This window comes from Wenzhouxiangella sediminis (genome assembly GCF_003410055.1).
Classification (GTDB): domain Bacteria; phylum Pseudomonadota; class Gammaproteobacteria; order Xanthomonadales; family Wenzhouxiangellaceae; genus Wenzhouxiangella; species Wenzhouxiangella sediminis.
On record NZ_QUZK01000022.1, the window covers coordinates 153,726 to 170,955 of the forward strand.

The window sequence follows — 17,230 nt, forward strand, 5'->3', positions numbered from 1 at the left end:
CCGGCCCCGCCCGCGCCTTCAGCCGCTTTCCTTGAGGCGAGCCTTGGCCGCTTCGTAGACGGCTTCGAGTTCGTCGGGGTCGAGGTCGGCGAGATCGAGCGCGCGCTCGCGCGCCATGTCTTCCATGGTGCGGAAACGCCGTTCGAACTTGTGGTTGCAGCGCCTCAGCGCCGCCCCCGGATCGACGTCGAGCTTGCGCGCCAGGTTGGTGATCACGAACAGCAGGTCGCCGATCTCTTCCTCGATGTTGTCGGTGTCCTTTCGCTCCAGCGCCGCGCGAAGCTCATCGGCTTCTTCGTGGAGCTTCTCGAAGATGGGCTCGGCGCCGGGCCAGTCGAAACCGGCGCGGGCGGCGCGCTTCTGCAGCTTCACCGCGCGCCGCAAGGCAGGCAGGCCGCGCGACACCCCGTCGAGCAGGCTCTCGTCGGCCCGCCCCTTCTCGGCGCGCTCGGCGGCCTTGATGTCCTCCCAGTTGGCGGACTGCTGCTCGACGTTGTCGAAGCGCGCGTCGCCGAAGACGTGCGGATGGCGCCGCACCAGCTTGTCGGAAATGGCCGCGGCCACATCGTCGAAATCGAACAGGGACCGCTCTTCGGCCATGCGGGCGTGGAAGACCACCTGGAACAGCAGGTCGCCGAGTTCGTCGCGCAGGTCCTCGAGATCGTCGCGTTCGATGGCGTCGGCCACCTCGTGCGCCTCCTCCACGGTGTAGGGCGCGATAGTCCGGAAGGTCTGCTCGATATCCCAGGGGCAGCCACGCTCGGGATCACGCAGGCGCGCCATGATCTCGATCAGCCGGTCGACGGCGGCCCGGTCGTTGGAGGACGAATCACTCATCGTGGCGGCAGGATAACCCGAAAGCGCGCGCCGCCGAGTTCGCTTCGGTCGACTTGCAGACGGCCGCCGTTGGCCTCGACGAGTTCGCGCACGATCGACAGCCCCAGGCCCTGCCCGTCGCGCCGCTCGTCGCCGCGCTGTCCGCGCTTCAGGAGTCGCTCGACCTGCTCGACTTCGATGCCCGGCCCGTCGTCCTCGATCTCGATGATCAGGCCGTCGCGGCGCAGCCCGCGCTCGCCGGCGCGCACCGAGGCGCGCAGCGAACCGTTGCCGTACTTGGCGGCGTTCTCCATCAGGTTGCCGCAGACCTCCCAGAGGTCGCGCTCGTCCATGTGGGCGACCAGGCCGGCATCGCCGGCGACCTCGACCCGCAGACCCGATTCGACGTGCAGTCGCTCGAGCGAGTCGCCCATGCGCTCGAGGATGGGCCGCACCGCGACGGCGCCCGGCAGGGCCCGGCGCGTCGAGCGCTGGGCGCGCTCGAGCTGCCGGCGGATGATCTGTTCCATGTCGTCGAGATGGCGGGACAGGTCGCTCGGCCGGGCCGGCTCGCTGGATTCCAGTCGGGCACGCAGGACCGCCACCGGGGTCTTGAGTGCGTGCGCCAGGTCGGCCAGGGCTTCGGAATAGCGCCGGGCGTTGTCGCGCTCGGCGGCCAGCAGGGCGTTGAGGTTGTCGGTCAGCGGCCGCAGCTCGCGGGGATAACGCCCCTCGATGCCGCCGCGCCGGCCGGATTCGATCTCGCCCACTTCGGCGGCGACCCGCCGCAGCGGCCGGAGAATGACCAGCAACAGCCCCACCTGCCCGGCAATGATCAGCACCCCCGCCAGGCCCAGCCAGCGCCACAGATCCTCGCGGAACCCCGCCAGCTCCATGCGCAGTCGGTTGGGATCCTCCGCCGCCCAGATGGTCAGGTCGACGATCTCGCCGTCGGGAAGCTCCCAGCCCAGGCCGATGGCGAAGACGTTCCAGTTACCGTCGGCCTCGAGGCCGCGGAAAAGCTCCGTGCCGCGCTCGATCAGGCGGGCGTTGGGCTGCGGCGCCACCCCCACCAGCGAGGGTGAGCGCCACTCGCCCCGCGGCGTCATGGCCCCGCCGTGCAGGCTCGAACCGGGGCGGTTGAGGCGCGGCTCGGCGAGGGATTCGGGCATGACCGGTTGCCCGGTCTCGTCGACCTCGATGGTCGACAGGATCAGGTAGACCACCGCCTCGAGGCGCTCGCGCATGTTCGCCTCGGCGGCGTTGGTGAAGACCCGGTCGATGGCGCCGCCCACGGCGGCCAGGGCGATCAGCAGGGCCAGCCCGGCGCCGACGAGCAGGCGGACCAGCAAGGAAGGCGAGGCAGCGTTGCGCGCGGCCACGGCCGGTGGTCAGTCTTCGTCCCGGCGAAAGCGGTAGCCGCGCCCGCGCAGGGTCTCGATGGGCTGCCAATCGCCCTGCGGGTCGAGCTTCCTGCGCAGCCGGCCGATGATTACCTCGATGACGTTGCTGTCGGGATCGGCATCCTCGTCGTAGAGGTGCTCATTGAGCTCCATCTTGGACACGACCTGGCCGGGATGCAGCATGAAGTACTCGAGCACCTTGTACTCGAAGGTCGTCAGTTCCATCGTCTCGCCATCGAGACGTACGTCCTGGCTGGAAAGATTGACCTGCAGCGGTCCGACGCGAACCTCGGGCGCGGCATGGCCGGCCGACCGCCGCAGCAGGGCGTTGACCCGCGCCATCAGTTCCTCGATGCGGAAGGGCTTGGTGACGTAGTCGTCGGCACCGATCTCGAGCGCCTCGACCTTGTCCTGCCAGTCCGAGCGGGCGGTGAGGATCAGGACGGGATACTTCAGGTCGCGCTCGCGCACCCGGCGCACGATCTCCATGCCGCTCTCGCCCGGCAACCCGAGGTCGATGATCGCCAGGTCCACCGGGTACTCGGTGGCGAAGTGCAGGCCGTTGGTGCCGTCGGCGGCCAGGTCCACGGCATGGCCCTGCCGCTTGAGCGCGCGACCGAGCAGTTCGCGCAGTTCGGTTTCGTCCTCGACCACCAGGATGCGCATCAGTCGTCTCCAGCCGGCACGCGCACGGTGCGCACCACGCCGTCCTTCGTGACGATGCGGATGACGTGGATGCGGCGCCCGTTCTGCTCGACGGTCTGGGCCGAGACCACGCGCGCGTCGTATTCCTCCGCCACCCGCCGCGCGGCTTCCTCCAACGTGATCGCCCAAGCCGAAACCACCAGCGTGGCGACCAGGGTCAGCGCGATCAGGACTTGGCGGAGCGTTCGTTGCATGGCGGTCTTTCGGTCAGTGACGGCCCGATTCTAGCGCGGGGGGATTAATCGATGCTGAACCCCAGGGTTGATGTTTTGGTGTTTTGGTGGTTTGGTGTTTTGGTGGTTTGGTGTTTTGGTGTTTTGGTGTTTTGGTGTTTTGGTGTTTTGGTGGGGGCGCCTTAGCCTGCCGCGCCCGATCGGGATCCGCCGAGCCGTCGAGCAACCAAAGAACCAAAAAACCAAAAAACCAAAAAACCAATCAATAAATCTCCGCAACACAACACCGCAGACTGCCGCCCGCCTTCTCGATCTCGTCGAGCTCGATGCCGTGGATGGTGAACCCCCATTCCTCGAGCTTGGCCAGTTTCTCCGGCGGCAACGCATCGACGGCGGTCTGGCTCATGAACAGGTCGCTGAAGCTGAGCGCGATCACGTTGCCGGCGAAGGCTTCCTTCTCCTCGGTGGTGATCTCGAGGACGTGGCCGGGGAAGGCCTCGCCGATGGCCTTGGGCACCTCGGGGTCGGCGAAGGCATCCGGGCAGATGATCAGGGCGCGCGAGGCGAGCACGGCCATGACCACGTTGGTGTGGTACTCGTGCTCGTCGAGATCGAACTGGAAGGTCAGGCCCAGGTCGAAGGCCTCGTGCATGGCCTTGCAGCCGGCCTCGTCGACGCGCTGGGTGATGCCGCAGAAACCGATGCGCCGGGCGCGGTCGAGCACCAGCGAACCGGTCAGCTCGGCCACCAGGTCCTGCCCGGACAGGTCGATCGTGTCGTAGTGCATCAGGTCGGTGAAGAAGGCGCGGATATCGGCGCGTTCGGCCTCGCGCTGGCGCTCGGGATGCAGCATCGCGCCGATGATCAGGCGCCCGGGCGCTGTCGCGAAGACGTTGTTGGGAAACACGTCGTCGGGCGTCTCCGGCTTGCCGGGGAAGCGCACCAGCGGGATGCCGCAGGCGGTGATCCGCTCGCTCAGGGCCCGGTGCTGGTCGAGTGCGCGGTGCGGATCCACGTCCACGCCCGTGTCCATGTACTCGTTGTCGCGCGCCGTCTGGTCCGACACGCGGAATCCGCTGGGCTCGACCAGGAAGACCGCGCGCGGCACCGCCGGACCGTCGGCGTTCAGCCAGCCTGCCGAAATCTGTTTTCTGAATTCTGCCGGAGTTTTGACGATCACCTTGAAATACTCTCTGCGGGGCGTGCGGGCTGCACAATATGCGGGCCGTACACGCACGGGTCAAGCGTCGGAGCCGGAACGATTGAAAACGGCTGGCGGAAGGGATTATTCTTCACTCAGGGTCGTTGCGTTGCGGGTGGTTTTCCTTGCTGACCGAACTCCTGTCGCTGAAATTCCTGGTCGTCTACGTACTGGTCGGCTCGGCCGCCTTCGTGCACTACCGCGGCCAGGTACGCCATCGCTTCCTGCGCCAGCTCACCGACCACTCGACCTTCATCGCGCCCTACAACGCGCTGATCTACCTGTTCTCGGGCGTGCCCAACCGGCCCTACCTCGAACGGCGCGACTTTCCGGAACTGGACCTGCTGCGGGACAACTGGGAGACCATCCGCGACGAGGCCCGCGCGCTGTTCGATCAGGGCCACATCCGGGCCGCCGACGGGCGCAACGACCTGGCCTTCAACAGCTTCTTCAAGCGCGGATGGACCCGTTTCTATCTCAAGTGGTACAACGACGGCTATCCCTCGGCCCAGGAACTCTGCCCCAAGACCGTGGACCTCGTGCGCCGGATTCCCAGCGTCCACGCCGCGATGTTCGCCGTGCTGCCGCCGCACGGCCGGCTGGGCGCGCACCGCGACCCCTTCGGCGGCTCCCTGCGCTACCACCTGGGCCTGATCACGCCCAATTCGGACGACTGCCGCATCTACGTCGACGGCGAGCGCTATGCCTGGCACGACGGCGAGGACATCCTGTTCGACGAAACCTACATCCACCGCGTCGAGAACGACACCGACCAGTACCGGGTGATCCTGTTCTGCGACGTGGAACGGCCGATCCGCAACCCGGTGGTGCGCGCGATCAACCGTTTCATGATCCACCACGTGGTCAAGGCCTCGGCCACCCGCAACGTGCCGGGCGAGAAGGTCGGTTTCCTGAATCGGATATTCGCCGGGATCGCCGCCGTCGGGGAGATGTTCCAGCGCGTCAAGGCCTGGAACCGCACGGTCTACTACACGGGCAAGTACCTGCTCTTCGCCCTGCTGGCCTGGTGGCTGCTGGTTCGGCCGCTGATCGGCGCGCTGGGCGCCGGGTAGGCTTCAGACCGCTGCCGCCCGACCGCGATCGGCGGGCGGACCCATGGCTTCGAGCAACAGCTCCGGCTCGGCACCGTCGAGGTGCATGTTCTGGCTGAGATGCCGGCGCCAGTGCCGCGCGCCGGGCTGGCCGTGGAACAGGCCGAGCATGTGCCGGGCGACGTGATTGAGCCGGCCGCCGGCGTCGATATGCCGGCGGGCGTAGTCCACCATCGCCTCGACCACCGCCTCACGCGATTCGGCGGCCGGCCAGCCGAGTTCCCGGCTCAGTTCGGCGAGAATCCAGGGGTTCTGGTACGCCGCACGACCGAGCATCACGCCGTCGACGTGCTCGAGATGGCCGAGCGCAGCATCGATGTCGGTGATGCCGCCGTTGACGACGATGGTCCGTTCCGGGTGCCGCGCCTTGAGCGCGTGAACGCGATCGTGGAACAGCGGCGGGATCTCGCGGTTCTCCTTCGGGCTCAGGCCGGACAGCCAGGCCTTGCGCGCGTGCACGATGACCGTGTCGATGCCGCTTTCGACCACCGTGTCCACGAACTCCCGCAGGAAAGCCTCGCTGTCGAGTTCGTCGACGCCGATGCGCGTCTTGACGGTGACCGGAACCTCCACCGAATCGCGCATCGCGGCCAGGCAGTCGCGCACCAGCCCCGGCTCCTTCATCAGGCAGGCCCCGAATCGCCCCTTCTGCACCCGGTCGGAAGGACAGCCGACGTTGAGATTGATCTCGTCGTAGCCGAAACCGGCGCCGATCCGCGCCGCCTGCGCGAGCTCTTCGGGATCGCTGCCGCCCAGCTGCAGGGCCACCGGGTGCTCGGCCGGGTCGAAGCCCAGCAGGCGCTCGCGATCGCCGTGGATCACGGCACCGGTCGTCACCATTTCGGTGTACAGCAGGGCGCGCGGCGCCAGCAGGCGATGGAAGTACCGACAGTGGCGGTCGGTCCAGTCCATCATCGGGGCCACGCTGAGGGTTTCGGGTCGGGTCGGGAACACGTCGATCGAGACTCGCTTCATTTCGGTTTCCATTGTAACCGCTCCGGGTTCGGGGCCACGGCAGCATGCTTGCCGCAAGTCGTTGTGCTGTGGCATATTTCAGAACATCATTGATTTGCGATCGGCCCACCGAAGCCGGTCGTGCAGGGGGGTCGACATGCCGTCTCCGAAGGATTCCGAGCAGCAGCCCGCGGAACGGAACCATCCGTCGCTCGAGTGGCCGGTCGGAATGGCGCGGCGCAGCATCGAAATGACGGTGATGAACTACTGCGGCCTCACGACCGTTCTGGTGGTGGCCGGCTTCGTGGTCTACCGCTTCTTCACCGGCGACACCACGGGTGCGCTGATCAACGCCGTGATCGTGGCCATGCTCGCCACCGTGCTCGCGCTCGGCCGGGTGCCCCGGTTCCGGCAAACGGCGCTGATCCTGTTCGGCTTCATCATCAGCCTGTCGTGCCTGCTCAGCGCCATGCTGGTCAGCCCCAACGGGCTGCTGTGGACCTACCTGGTGCTGTGGATCAACTTCCTGGTGCTGCCGCGCAACCTGGCCATCGGCTGCAACCTGATCATCACCATCACGCTGACAGCGAGCTTCGGGCTGTTCGACAGCTTGCTGCACCAGATCAGCTGGGTCACCGTGGCCGTCCTGATTTCCGGCTTCGGCCTGGTGTTCACCAACCAGCTGCGCGAGCAGCGGCGCATGCTCTCGGAACTGGCGACGCTCGACCCGCTGACCGGCGCGGGCAACCGTCGGCTCATGCAGCACGACCTGGAGAAGGCCGTGGCCGAGCGGCGACGGGGCCGGCGTCCCGCAACGCTGATGGTGCTCGACCTCGACCACTTCAAGCGCATCAACGACGAGTTCGGCCACGAGGCCGGCGACAGGGTGCTGGAACGCTTTGTCGAGGTCCTGCGCGACGAGCTGCGTACCGAAGACGGCCTCTACCGCCTGGGCGGCGAGGAATTCGTGGTGCTGCTCCGCGACATGGACGTCGAAACCGCCGAAGCCAACCTGGACGAACTGCACGGTCGCCTCAGCGGCAAGGTCCAGGGGCCGGACAGCCCCCTGCACTTCTCCGCCGGCGCGGCCGCGCTCAAGGACGGGGAAAACTGGTCGAGATGGCTGGCGCGGGCCGACCGCGCGCTCTACGAAGCCAAGCGCGCCGGCCGCGACCGACTGATCATCGCCTGAAGGCCACGGCCTCAGCTACTCGCGCTAACGACTCTCGATTCCGTTTTCGGTCGCCACGAGTACGACGTCGGCACCCCGCTTGGCGAAGAGACCACAGGTCACGACCCCGGGGATCTGGTTGATTTCGTTCTCGACACGGACCGGATCGACCAGGTCGAGGTTGCGCACGTCCAGGATCAGGTTGCCGTTGTCGGTGGTGAAACCTTCGCGCAGTTCGGGCCGGCCGCCCATGCCGACGAGCTTGCGCGAGACCATCGCGCGCGCCATCGGGATCACCTCGATCGGCAGCGGGAACTCGCCCAGGACACCGACGCACTTGGAAGCATCGACGATGCAGACGAACTTGCGGCTGGCCGCGGCGATGATCTTCTCGCGGGTGAGCGCACCACCGCCGCCCTTGATCAGGCGCTTGTGCTCGTCCACCTCGTCGGCCCCGTCGATGTAGAGCTCGAGGTCGCCGGTCTGGTTGAGGTCGATCACCCGGACGCCGATTTTCTCGAGGCGCTGGGTGGTTTCTTCCGACGACGAAACGGCGGCTTCGAGGCGAACCCCGGATGAGGCCAGCTCGTCGATGAAGGCATTGACGGTACTGCCCGTGCCCACACCGAGCGTCATGCCATCCTCGACGTACTTCAGGGCCGCGCGGGCCACCTCGATCTTGAGTCGCTGCTGGCTCATGGGGAACCTCTGAACAACTCTGCCCGGGCGCGACGGGTCTTTGCGCGAGGCTCCGGTCTGGCTTCGGCGAGCGAAGTTTGGTTGTTCCAAATGAGCGAGGCGAAACGGAGCGGAGACCGCGCAAAGGCCCGTCCCGTTAGGGTTTCGCCGGGAAAGCCGCATCTCGTGCGTTGCGCCACTCGGCCGTAGCTACGGCTACTGTCGCTCGCGTCGCACCGCACGATCTGCGGCTTTTCCGACTGAAACGCGCTCCGGGCAGAGTTGTTCAGAGGTTCCATGACTTCTCCATACCCAGGATGTAATCCCAGTGTTGTTTGTCGATCGGCATGACCGACAGGCGGTTGCCGCGCTTGATCAGCTGCAGGCCCTCGAGCGCGTCACCGTGGTCCTTGATTTCGCGCAGAGGAATGGTGCGCTTTGTGTGGCGCTTGTACTTGACGTCGACCAGCATCCAGCGCGGGTCGTCGGGATCGCTCTTGGGATCGTGGTACTTGGAATCCGGATCGAACTGCGTCGGGTCCGGGTAGGGCTTGCTCGCCACCTCCGCGATGCCGACAACGCCCGGCTCCTTGCAGTTGGAGTGGTAGAAAAAGATCTTGTCGCCGACCTTCATCTCGTCGCGCATGAAATTGCGCGCCTGGTAGTTGCGCACGCCGTCCCAGGGCTCGACTCCGACGCGCTCGAGATCATCGATGCCGAAGACGTCGGGCTCGGATTTCATCAGCCAGTAGTTCATATCAGGTTTCAGGTTTCAGGTTTCAGGTTTCAGGTTTCAGGGACAGCATCAGTCTAAGGCATGGCGCCGTGGTTCCGCGTCGTGGTGCGGAGTTATTCGAACCAGCGCAGGCCTTGTTCGGTGATGATTCCGTCGAGCGGGACGTCCCAGTCGTCGACCGGCAGGGATTCGGCTTCCTGGACGGCGTAGGCCACGCCGACCAGGCGCGGGAGGTCGTCGGGCCGTCCGTGGCGGAATGCGAAAGCGCGGTCGTAGAAGCCCGCGCCCATGCCCAGGCGGGCGCCGTCGGCAGCGAAGCCGACCAGGGGCATCAACACCAGGTCGATCTGCGCGGGCGCGAACCCCTCGGAGCCGACCGGCTCGGGAATGCCGAAGCGATTGGCCTTCATGGCTGCATCCGGGCGCCAGCGGCGGAAATGCATGTCGAGATCGCGCACGACCGGCAGCAGAACGGCCCGGTCTTCTTCGTCCAGCCAGGAGAGCGCGGCGGACAGGTCGGGCTCGCCGCGATGCGCGACGAAGCCCGCGATGATACCGAAATCGAGCTCATCGACCAGGCGCCGGACCGCGCCCGAGATGGCGGCGTCGGCCCGTTCTCGCTGGCCTTCGTCGAGCGCCAGGCGGCGCCGGATCAATTCACGACGCTGCTCTTCCTTGCGCTCGCTGGCGGTCATGGCGATGACTGGAATCGGTGGAAATGGTCAGTGGGGCATCGAGGGAGCGGCGCTCTCCGCATGTGCCGCTGCAGGTCGGTGACCTTGAACCAGAGGTTCAGGTGGGTTGGCTCTTCCAGCCTTCAGGCAATTCGCGTCAAGCGGACTGCACACCAGCTGAAAAGTCGCCATCCCGAGGTCGATAAGTAGGGACAAGGCATATTACGTTCCTGCTGGCGAACACCGCAGAGAGCGCCTGGTTCCCAGTCTAGTCCCGCTCCAGGGCCCGATCAAGCCGATCGGCCAAATCGCGGACCCTCGAGTCGACCTGGTCGCGCCGTTCATGCATCTGCTGACGCAATTTCAGCACTTCCTCGGCCAGGTTGAGGGCGGCCATCACCGCGATCTTGTCCATCGAGGAAACCTTGCCGGAATCGCGGATCTCGCGCATCTGCTGATCAAGAAACAGGGCCGACTCCATCAGGGTGCGGCGCTGTTCGGGCGTGCACATCACGCGATACTCGCGGTCGACGATGCGAACCGTCACCGGCTCGGGAGACTGACTCATGGTTTTATCCCGCGTTTTCCAGCGCCTTGAGACGCTCGATCATGGCCTCGACCCGCGTGCGGGCCTCCTCGTTGCGCTGCACCAGCGTGGCGCGTTCGGCGACCAGCGACTCCTGGCGCGCCAGCAGCGAACTGTTCTCGTCTTCCAGGCGTTCCAGTCGCTCGAACATCTCCGAAAGACGCTGCTCCAGGCGGTCGATGGTCCGGACCGTTTGCTCCAGCGAATCCATGATGAGGTCCCCGTTTCGAAAACTTTCAAGGGCTTAATCATAGAACCTGTCAAGCCGCTTCACAACTGCCGGATCGAAAGCCCCTCCCGGTGATAAACTTGACGGTCTGTCTTGCAGTACCCGAATTCATGACGAGCGAACAGGAATCCAAACTGGCCTGGCTGCTGGCCGTGGCCGCCGACAGCGCGCCCGAATCCGTTGCCGAGACCCACGCGGTGGTGACCGGACTGCTGTGCGGAAAGCCCGACCAGGACGAGAACGAGCTGGCCACCCACCTTGCCGCCCTGCAGGTCGGCGACTGGACCTCGGAGCGAATCCTCGACCAGCTGGGTCCGGCCCTGAAGCAGCTGCGCAACGAGCTGGCTTCCGAGAACATGGACTTCCAGCTCCTGCTGCCCACCGAGGACCGCCCCCTGGAAGAGCGCACGCGCTGCCTGGCGCACTGGTGCTCGGGCTTTCTGACCGGATTCGGCGCGGCTTCCCCGACGATCCGCTCCGAAGAGGCCAGCGATGCCCTGCGCATGGTCGAACAGATCGCGCGCGCGGCCACCGACCCGGATTCCGACCAGGAGGCCGAGGAAGGCGCCTACATCGAGCTTGTGGAGTTCGTGCGCGTCGCCATCCTGATGCTGCGCGAGGAATGCCGCTCGGGCGTCACCAAACACTAAGAACGACGGTCTGAGATGATTCGAAGCGAGGAGTTTGCCAGGCGCCGCCACAGGCTGATGGAAGAAGCCGGACCGGGCGCCCTGATCGTGCTGGCCGCCGCACCCGAGCGGCTCCGCAACGGCGACACCTTCTACCCGTATCGCCAGGACAGCGACTTCCTCTACCTGACCGGGCTGGACGAGCCCGAGGCCGTGCTGGTACTGCGCCCGGGCAGCGAAAGCGGCGAGCAGATCCTGTTCCTGCGCGAGCGCGATCCCGACCGCGAGCGCTGGGACGGACCGCGCCTGGGCCTCGACGGCGCCATCGAACGGCTGGGGATGGACGACGCCTTCCCGATCGGCGACCTCGACGACATCCTGCCGGGCATGATGGAAGGCTGCGAGCGCATCTACCACCTGGTCGGCAAGGATGTGCAGCTCGACCAGCGCATCATCGGCTGGCGCAACCGCCTGCGCGCCGAGCAGCGCGGCAGCCACGGTCCCGGCGAGATCGTCGCGCTCGAACCCCTGCTGCACGAACAGCGCCTGATCAAGTCACGCGACGAGATCCGCTGCATGCAGCGGGCGGCGAAAGTCTCGGCCGCCGCCGTCTCGCGCGCCATGCGTGCTTGCCGGCCCGGCATGAACGAAACCGAGCTCATGGCCGAGCTGCATTACGAATACACCCGCAACGGCTGCCCCGCCGCCTATCTGCCGATCGTGGCTGGCGGCGACAATGCCTGTGTGCTGCACTACATCCGCAACGACCAGGCGCTGCCCGACGAGGGCCTGGTGCTGATCGACGCCGGCTGCGAGCTCCACGGCTATGCGGCCGACATTTCGCGCACCTTTCCGGTCGGCGGGCGCTTCAGCTCGGCCCAGCGCGATCTCTACGACGTGGTGCTGGCCGCACAGCACGCCGCCATCGACCAGGTCCGTCCCGGCAGGCCCTTCGAGGCTTTTCACGACGCCGCGGTGCAAACGCTCACCCGCGGCCTGATCGACCTCGGCCTTCTGTCCGGCAGCCTGGACGAGAACCTCGAGGAAGGTCACTACCGCCGCTTCTACATGCACAAGACCGGCCACTGGCTGGGCCTGGACGTGCACGACGTGGGCGACTACCGCATCGACGAACAGTCGCGCGTGCTCGAGAAGAACATGGTCACCACCGTCGAGCCGGGGCTCTACATCGACGACCGCGTGGATATTCCCGAGCATTTCCGCAACGTCGGGATTCGCATCGAGGACGACATCCGCGTCACCGACGACGAGCCGGAGAACCTGACCCGCGCCGTGCCCACCGATCCCGACGAGATCGAGGCGCTGATGCAGTCATGAGCCGGGCATGAACGACTTCCACTTCGACGTCATCATCGTCGGCGGCGGACTGGCCGGTTCCGCGCTGGCACTCGGGCTAGCGCAGGCCGGCAAGCGCGTCGCGCTCGTCGAGGCCTTCGAGCCGAAGGCCGACTCAAGGCCCAGCTTCGACGACCGCACCCTGGTGGTCAACGCCGCTTCGCTCAACATCCTGGCCAACCTGGGCGTTCTCGAAGACGGCCTGACCGCCTGCCCGCTCAGGCACATCGAAATCAGCCGCGCCGGGGCGCCGGGGCACCTGAGCCTGCATGCGTCCGAACACGGCTGCGAGCGCTTCGGGGCGGTCATCGTGGCCCGCGAGCTCGGTGCCGCCATGCTCAGGCGGCTCGAATCGACCGCCGGCATCGAATCCTTCTGCCCGGAGAAACTCGCCGGTGTCGAAGCCAACGAAGACCGCGTGACCATCCATCTCGAAAGCGGCAGGCAGTTGAGCGGCCGGCTGCTCGTGGGCGCCGACGGCACGAACTCCACCGTCCGCCGACTGAGCAGCATCGACAGCGAGCGATACGACTACGGCCAGTCGGCCATGATCTTCAACGTGCGCTGCCCCGAGCGAGCGGCCGAAACCGCCTGGGAGCGCTTCACGCCGGCCGGTCCACTGGCCTTCCTCCCGCAGCCCGAAGACCGCCTGGGCGTAGTCTGGATCGATCGAAACGAGGCGATCGAAGCCACCCAGACCCTGGATGACGAACAACTCGTCGAACGCCTCGAATCGCGCAGCGGGCGCACGCCCGGCGGCTTCACGTCGCCCGGCAAACGGGCGAACTATCCGCTGGCCCTCACCCGCACGCCGCGCCCGTTCGCCCCGCGCGTGGTCCTGGTCGGCAACGCCGCCAACACCGTCCACCCGGTTTCTGCCCAGGGCTTCAACCTGGGGCTGCGCGATGTCGCCGCCCTGGTCGATCACGCCGGCGCCGCCGAAGATTCCGGCCGCAGTGAGGTGCTCGGCGCCTGGTTCGACGACCGCCGCGACGACCAGGCGGCCACCGTGCGCTACACCGACACGCTGGCACGCGCCTTCTCCAACCCCTCGACGATTGTGCAAATGGGAACCGCACTGGGCCTGTTCGCCCACGCCGCCGCGCCCGCGCTCTCCAGGCGCCTGGTACGTTCGGCCATGGGCTTTCGAGAGCCGGTCAGCACGCTGGCCCGGGACCGAACGTCATGAGGGTCGATCACGACATCGTCGTCGCCGGCGGCGGAGTCGCCGGGGCCACGGCGGCCGCCCTGCTGGCGCAATCGGGCCACAGCGTCGCGCTCGTCGACCGGCGCCGGCCCGACATGCCCGACCCCGATTCGGACTTCGATCCGCGCGTCGTGGCGATCGCGCCCGGCTCCGCGGCGGTGCTGGGCGCCGCAGGCGCCTGGGAGCGGCTGCCGGAGAACCGGCTCGGACCTTACGACCGCATGCAGGTCCATGCCGACGGCGGCGAGATCGTGTTCCGCGCCTCCGAGCACGGCCTCGGCAAGCTGGGCTGGATCGTGGAAGTGCCCTGGCTGCAGGCATCCTGCTGGCAGGCCCTGGAAGCCATCGACGGCGTCGAGCTGATCGCACCGGGCAGCGTCAGCGGCTTCAGCCAGCGAGAGGACCATATCCGCCTGGAAATCGAAGGCGGCAAGACGCTTCGGTCCCGCCTGCTGGTCGCCGCCGACGGCGCCCGCAGCCGCCTGCGTCGCCTGGCCGGCATCGAAACCGACCTGTGGCACTACAACCAGCAGGCCCTGGTCACCCACGTCGAAACCGAGCGACCCAACGACGGCATCGCCTGGCAGCGCTTCACCGAGCACGGCCCGCTCGCCCTGCTGCCGCTGGCCGACGGGCGCTCGTCCATCGTCTGGTCGCAGCCCGAGCGGCGCGTGAGCGAGCTGAAAACGCTCGACGACGAAGGCTTTCTGGCCGAACTCAACGCCTGCCAGGACAGTCCCTTCGGCGAGGCGACGGCAGCGACGAAGCGCTACGCCTTCCCCCTGATTCGGCGCCAGGCGAAGAACCTGGTCAGCGGCCGCGTCGTCCTGCTGGGCGACGCCGCCCGCAATGTGCACCCACTTGCGGGACAGGGGCTCAACCTGGGCCTGATGGATGCCGCGGCCCTGGCCGAAGTGCTGGCCGACTGGCGCGGCGAATCCGACCCGGCACGCGCCCTGGCCCACTACCAGCGCTGGCGCATCAGCGGCGGCAGCCTGGTCGCCGGCGGCATCCACGCCATCAACGAATTCACCCGCGCCGGACCCGGCCGCTCCCTGGCCGGCCTGGGCTTTTCGCTGGCCGGCAGGCTCTGGCCCCTGCGCGAGGCCTTCGTCGAGCACGCCTGCGGCCTCGAGCGCGACAGCCCCAAGCTGGCCCGCAGCGCACGATGACCCGCTGAGATGACCACGCCTTCGCCCCTCAAGGCCGCGCTGCTGGTCCTGGCCGGCGCGATCATGCTCAGCTTCGCGGCGATCTTCGCGCGCCTGACCGGCATGCCGCCGACGACGTCGGGCTTCTACCGCATGGTCTTCGGCTGCCTGGCCTTCGCCGGCCTGCTGGCGCTGCGCCCGGAAATGCGCGTGGGCTGGCGCGACAACTGGGCCGGCTCCTTCCTGATCGGCGCCTTCTTCGCCGCCGACATCTGGTTCTGGCACCGCGCCATCGAATACATCGGCCCGGGCCTGTCGACCCTGCTGGCCAATTTCCAGGTCTTCCTACTGACCGCCATCGGGGTGATCTGGATGCGCGAGCGCGTGGGCTGGCGCTTCGCAACCGGTCTCGGGCTGGCCATGGGCGGCCTGTGGCTGCTGTTTGGGCGCGACTGGGCCAACCTGCCGCCGGACTATCGAATGGGCGTGATACTCGGCCTGCTCACCGCCCTGGCCTACGCGCTCTACCTACTCAGCCTGAGGGGTTTCCAGATTCGCCACGGCCACATCCGGCCGGAAGCGAGGCTCCTGCAGTCCACGTTCTTCTGCGCCCTGATCCTGGGTGCCGCCAACCTGGTCGAGGGCAACAGCTTCGACATTCCGACCTGGAACGCCCTGGCAGCGCTGATCGGGTTGGGCCTGGTCTGCCAGGTACTCGGCTGGCTGTCGATCACCCGCGGCATGCCCTTCCTGCCAGCCGGCCTGGTCGGCCTGCTGCTTCTCATCCAGCCGGCCTCCTCGGTACTCTGGGATTACCTTATCTTCGGCCTGCGCCTCGACGCCTGGCAACTGACCGGCATCGGCCTGGCCCTGGTCGGCATCTACTTCGGCCTGCGGTCGGCCTCGAGACGGAAGCTGGGCTGACCGCCATGCGTCGGGGGCGGCGCAAGAGCCGGTTTGCACAGACATCCCGAGCCGCTAGAATCGGCGGCGGGAAGGGTGTCTGGCTTGAAGCAATCGGGGAGGAAGTCCCATGTCCCGCTATCGCTGGCTATCACGCCTCTTTTTCTGCTCGACCCTGTTGACGCTCCTGGCCTCGGCCGCGGCACCGGCACCGGCACAGGATTCCGAGTATTGCCCGGGACCGGTCAGGAGCACGGACACGCTCACGGCACGCGTCTCGGCAGAGAACAACAGCCGGGGCGACCTGCTGGTGCTGCTCGACACGGATGAAGACGACGGACCCGAGCACGCGCTGCACGGCGCGACGCGCCAAAGTGCAGAGCTGGCGTCCGCCGTCGAGAAGATTCAGAATCTCTCCGGTCCAGCCCGGGTTTCGCTGATGTTCCGAACTTCGGCGGGACCGAGCGCCTTCGAAATCGGTGTTGACCAGGACGGCGCTGACCCCATCCGCATGCTGACCGGACCGAGCGAGTGCTTTCCCGAAGAGACGGATACCGACCTCTGGCTCACCGGCCTGGCGCACTACGCGCTCTCCAGCTTCGAGCCGCTAGCCCGATCGAGAGTTGAAGGTCTGAGACAGGCCTCGCTCCTGAGGTAGACGATCGAAAGCAAGGTTGGCCGCGATTGCAACCAGAACCCGGGCGAGCTGCGGAGATTCCTGCAGACCCTTTTTTCGCTTGCCTCCGCGAACTCTGCGTTTTCTGCGACTCTGCGTGAGCCCTAATCCACTTGGGCTCTAGAGACTCCAGTCGATCGGCGTCACCCCGCGACTGGCCAGCCATTCGTTGGCCTTCGAGAAATGCCGGCAGCCTAGGAAGCCGCGGTGGGCCGACAGCGGTGAGGGGTGCGGGGCCTTGAGCACGAGATGGCGCCGGCGGTCGATGCCGGCGCCCTTTTTCTGGGCGTGGCTGCCCCAGAGCAGGAAGACCACGTTGTCGCGCTGCTCGTTGACCGCGCGCACCGCCGCGTCGGTGAATTGTTCCCAGCCCTTGCCCTGGTGCGAACCCGCGTTGCCCTTCTCGACGGTGAGCACGGCGTTGAGCAGCAGCACGCCGCGGTCGGCCCAGGCTTGCAGGCAGCCGTGGGCGGGCGGCGAATAGCCGAGGTCGGACTCGATTTCCTTGAAGATGTTGACCAGCGAGGGCGGCGGGCGCACGCCCCTCTGCACCGAAAAACACAACCCGTGCGCCTGCCCCGGCCCGTGGTAGGGATCCTGGCCGAGGATCACCGCCTTGACCTTCGACAGGGGCGTGGAATCGAGCGCGTTAAAGATCTGCGGACCCGGCGGGTAGATAGTGGCCCCGGCCTGCTTGCGTTCCACCAGAAAGCGCTTCAGGCGGCGCATGTAATCCTTCTCGAATTCCCCGCCGATGGCCTCGAGCCACTCGGATTGGAGTTGGATGTCGCGTTGCTCTTGCATGGAGGGGTTCGGGGTTCGGGGTTCGGGGTTCGGGGTTCGGGGTTCGGGGTTCGGGGTTCGGGGTTC

The 17,230-nt window shown here is 66.9% G+C and carries 20 protein-coding genes and 1 other RNA gene; 8 read left to right on the forward strand and 13 right to left on the reverse strand.

Annotated elements, in window-relative coordinates; translation table 11 throughout:
* Nucleotides 1-18 precede the first annotated feature (18 nt).
* The 5 genes from mazG to DZC52_RS05535 all read right to left on the reverse strand — a co-directional run bounded on the left by mazG (nucleotide 19) and on the right by DZC52_RS05535 (nucleotide 4,277).
* Nucleotides 19-837: a nucleoside triphosphate pyrophosphohydrolase gene (mazG, locus tag DZC52_RS05515; RefSeq protein ID WP_116650119.1), complete on the reverse strand. Its 819-nt coding sequence runs from the start codon at nucleotides 835-837 to the stop codon at nucleotides 19-21.
* On the reverse strand, nucleotides 834-2,198 hold the full coding sequence (locus DZC52_RS05520; protein WP_116650120.1) for an ATP-binding protein: 1,365 nt from the start codon (nucleotides 2,196-2,198) through the stop codon (nucleotides 834-836). Before DZC52_RS05520 ends, mazG begins: the two co-directional genes overlap by 4 nt.
* A gap of 9 nt (nucleotides 2,199-2,207) precedes the next feature.
* Complete coding sequence (locus tag DZC52_RS05525) at nucleotides 2,208-2,885, reverse strand: response regulator transcription factor (protein WP_116650121.1); 678 nt, start codon at nucleotides 2,883-2,885, stop codon at nucleotides 2,208-2,210.
* Entirely contained in the window at nucleotides 2,885-3,118 is a 234-nt protein-coding gene (locus DZC52_RS05530) for a PepSY domain-containing protein (RefSeq protein WP_116650122.1), read from the reverse strand. Before DZC52_RS05530 ends, DZC52_RS05525 begins: the two co-directional genes overlap by 1 nt.
* 241 nt (nucleotides 3,119-3,359) lie before the next feature.
* Complete coding sequence (locus tag DZC52_RS05535) at nucleotides 3,360-4,277, reverse strand: arginine deiminase-related protein (protein WP_116650123.1); 918 nt, start codon at nucleotides 4,275-4,277, stop codon at nucleotides 3,360-3,362.
* Nucleotides 4,278-4,423: 146 nt separating this feature from the next.
* On the opposite strand from DZC52_RS05535, the gene DZC52_RS05540 reads away from it, so the two are divergent.
* Nucleotides 4,424-5,371, forward strand: coding sequence for an aspartyl/asparaginyl beta-hydroxylase domain-containing protein (locus DZC52_RS05540; RefSeq protein WP_116650124.1), 948 nt, complete (start codon nucleotides 4,424-4,426; stop codon nucleotides 5,369-5,371).
* 3 nt (nucleotides 5,372-5,374) lie between these two features.
* Here DZC52_RS05540 and dusA read toward each other — a convergent pair whose 3' ends face one another.
* Nucleotides 5,375-6,397: a tRNA dihydrouridine(20/20a) synthase DusA gene (gene dusA, locus DZC52_RS05545; protein WP_281268742.1), complete on the reverse strand. Its 1,023-nt coding sequence runs from the start codon at nucleotides 6,395-6,397 to the stop codon at nucleotides 5,375-5,377.
* A 124-nt stretch (nucleotides 6,398-6,521) separates the two neighbouring features.
* On the opposite strand from dusA, the gene DZC52_RS05550 reads away from it, so the two are divergent.
* On the forward strand, nucleotides 6,522-7,556 hold the full coding sequence (locus tag DZC52_RS05550) for a GGDEF domain-containing protein (RefSeq protein ID WP_116650125.1): 1,035 nt from the start codon (nucleotides 6,522-6,524) through the stop codon (nucleotides 7,554-7,556).
* Between the two features lie 24 nt (nucleotides 7,557-7,580).
* On the opposite strand, the gene rpiA is transcribed toward DZC52_RS05550, so the two are convergent.
* From rpiA to DZC52_RS05580, 6 genes are all read right to left on the reverse strand, one after another.
* On the reverse strand, nucleotides 7,581-8,234 hold the full coding sequence (rpiA, locus tag DZC52_RS05555; RefSeq protein ID WP_116650126.1) for a ribose-5-phosphate isomerase RpiA: 654 nt from the start codon (nucleotides 8,232-8,234) through the stop codon (nucleotides 7,581-7,583).
* Nucleotides 8,235-8,499: 265 nt separating this feature from the next.
* Nucleotides 8,500-8,970: an EVE domain-containing protein gene (locus DZC52_RS05560; RefSeq protein ID WP_116650127.1), complete on the reverse strand. Its 471-nt coding sequence runs from the start codon at nucleotides 8,968-8,970 to the stop codon at nucleotides 8,500-8,502.
* 92 nt (nucleotides 8,971-9,062) lie between these two features.
* Nucleotides 9,063-9,644 carry a 5-formyltetrahydrofolate cyclo-ligase gene (locus DZC52_RS05565; RefSeq protein ID WP_116650128.1) on the reverse strand — a complete coding sequence of 194 codons (582 nt, stop codon included), beginning with the start codon at nucleotides 9,642-9,644 and terminating at the stop codon, nucleotides 9,063-9,065.
* Between the two features lie 49 nt (nucleotides 9,645-9,693).
* Nucleotides 9,694-9,878: non-coding RNA, 6S RNA (ssrS, locus tag DZC52_RS05570), on the reverse strand.
* Between the two features lie 13 nt (nucleotides 9,879-9,891).
* Nucleotides 9,892-10,191 carry a cell division protein ZapA gene (locus DZC52_RS05575; RefSeq protein ID WP_116650129.1) on the reverse strand — a complete coding sequence of 100 codons (300 nt, stop codon included), beginning with the start codon at nucleotides 10,189-10,191 and terminating at the stop codon, nucleotides 9,892-9,894.
* A 4-nt stretch (nucleotides 10,192-10,195) separates the two neighbouring features.
* Complete coding sequence (locus DZC52_RS05580) at nucleotides 10,196-10,420, reverse strand: TIGR02449 family protein (protein ID WP_116650130.1); 225 nt, start codon at nucleotides 10,418-10,420, stop codon at nucleotides 10,196-10,198.
* Between the two features lie 128 nt (nucleotides 10,421-10,548).
* Here DZC52_RS05580 and DZC52_RS05585 point away from each other — a divergent pair, with 128 nt between their 5' ends.
* From DZC52_RS05585 to DZC52_RS05610, 6 genes are all read left to right on the forward strand, one after another.
* Nucleotides 10,549-11,088: a UPF0149 family protein gene (locus DZC52_RS05585; RefSeq protein WP_116650131.1), complete on the forward strand. Its 540-nt coding sequence runs from the start codon at nucleotides 10,549-10,551 to the stop codon at nucleotides 11,086-11,088.
* A 15-nt stretch (nucleotides 11,089-11,103) separates the two neighbouring features.
* Nucleotides 11,104-12,405, forward strand: a complete 1,302-nt coding sequence (locus DZC52_RS05590) for an aminopeptidase P N-terminal domain-containing protein (protein WP_116650132.1) — start codon at nucleotides 11,104-11,106, stop codon at nucleotides 12,403-12,405.
* 7 nt (nucleotides 12,406-12,412) lie between these two features.
* On the forward strand, nucleotides 12,413-13,612 hold the full coding sequence (locus tag DZC52_RS05595) for an FAD-dependent oxidoreductase (RefSeq protein WP_116650133.1): 1,200 nt from the start codon (nucleotides 12,413-12,415) through the stop codon (nucleotides 13,610-13,612).
* Nucleotides 13,609-14,802 (forward strand): FAD-dependent monooxygenase, encoded by a 1,194-nt coding sequence (locus DZC52_RS05600; protein ID WP_116650134.1) that lies wholly within the window; start codon nucleotides 13,609-13,611, stop codon nucleotides 14,800-14,802. Before DZC52_RS05595 ends, DZC52_RS05600 begins: the two co-directional genes overlap by 4 nt.
* A gap of 9 nt (nucleotides 14,803-14,811) precedes the next feature.
* Entirely contained in the window at nucleotides 14,812-15,705 is an 894-nt protein-coding gene (locus DZC52_RS05605) for a DMT family transporter (RefSeq protein ID WP_116650135.1), read from the forward strand.
* 109 nt (nucleotides 15,706-15,814) lie between these two features.
* Nucleotides 15,815-16,342 (forward strand): hypothetical protein, encoded by a 528-nt coding sequence (locus DZC52_RS05610; RefSeq protein ID WP_116650136.1) that lies wholly within the window; start codon nucleotides 15,815-15,817, stop codon nucleotides 16,340-16,342.
* A gap of 138 nt (nucleotides 16,343-16,480) precedes the next feature.
* Here DZC52_RS05610 and ung read toward each other — a convergent pair whose 3' ends face one another.
* Nucleotides 16,481-17,164, reverse strand: a complete 684-nt coding sequence (gene ung, locus DZC52_RS05615; RefSeq protein WP_116650137.1) for a uracil-DNA glycosylase — start codon at nucleotides 17,162-17,164, stop codon at nucleotides 16,481-16,483.
* Nucleotides 17,165-17,230: the final 66 nt, after the last annotated feature.